We start from the raw sequence: 373 nt of genomic DNA, 5'->3' as shown, positions 1-373 counted from the left end.
CAGGGCAAAACGCTGCCAACCCAGTTGCTCGGCCACGCGCAGCACGTCATGGGCATAGTCGGCCAGGGCATAACCGGCACCGAGCGGGCGGTGCTCCGAATAGCCATGGCCGGCCAGGTCCAGAGCGACGATGCGCAGCCCTTTCAGTTGCGGAGCCATGCGGGCAAAGCTGTTGGCGTTGTCCAGCCAGCCATGCAGGGCAATCACCGGCAGCCCGTCTTCGGGGCCGAACAGGTGTGCAGCCAGTTCGATATGGCCCAGGCTCAGGCGAATTTCCTCAACGTGCGCGCTCATGCCTGGCTCCAGCGGTCGAACAGGCCCTTGATCAGGCTGGCAGTGTCGGCCGGACGCTCCAGCGGGAACATGTGCCCAC

The 373-nt window shown here is 65.4% G+C and carries 1 protein-coding gene; it reads right to left on the bottom strand.

Annotated elements, in window-relative coordinates; all coding sequences use genetic code 11:
* The coding region (locus tag SB719_RS19160; protein ID WP_412159601.1) for an alpha/beta fold hydrolase at positions 1–294 on the bottom strand (294 nt) is incomplete at its 3' end.
* Positions 295–373 lie beyond the last annotated feature (79 nt).

This window comes from Pantoea sp. SIMBA_079, assembly GCF_046940275.1.
GTDB lineage: Bacteria > Pseudomonadota > Gammaproteobacteria > Enterobacterales > Enterobacteriaceae > Pantoea > Pantoea borealis.
The sequence above is the reverse complement of the archived record's forward strand: the minus strand, read 5'-3'. Positions and strand labels throughout refer to the sequence as shown.